Here is a 279-nt window from a genome sequence, read left to right as displayed (position 1 = left end):
AGACATGAGCGCCGGGCAGGTTCTGCCGGATCCAGCGCGTCGCCTCGATGAAGTCGACGCCGTAATTGTTGTGCTCCTCGATGCCGGTCGCGATCGCGAAGATGTTCGGATCGAAGATGATGTCCTCGGGCGGGAAGCCGACGCGGTTGACGAGGATGTCGTAGGCGCGCTTGCAGATCTCGGTCTTGCGCGCGAAGGTGTCGGCTTGGCCGACCTCGTCGAAGGCCATGACGACGACGGCCGCGCCGTGGCGGCGGGCGATCTTGGCTTCAAGGATGA

Annotated in this window: 1 protein-coding gene; it reads right to left on the bottom strand. The window is 64.2% G+C overall.

Features of this window, described 5'->3' with window-relative positions; all coding sequences use genetic code 11:
• Positions 1-279 (bottom strand): dihydropteroate synthase (locus tag KAR88_RS08745; RefSeq protein ID WP_192802452.1); only part of this gene is annotated, 279 nt, incomplete at both ends.

This window comes from Campylobacter sp. JH23 (genome assembly GCF_017846595.1).
Taxonomy (GTDB): domain Bacteria; phylum Campylobacterota; class Campylobacteria; order Campylobacterales; family Campylobacteraceae; genus Campylobacter_D; species Campylobacter_D coli.
Note: the sequence above shows the minus strand (reverse complement) of the source record. Positions and strands in the feature narration are given on the sequence as shown.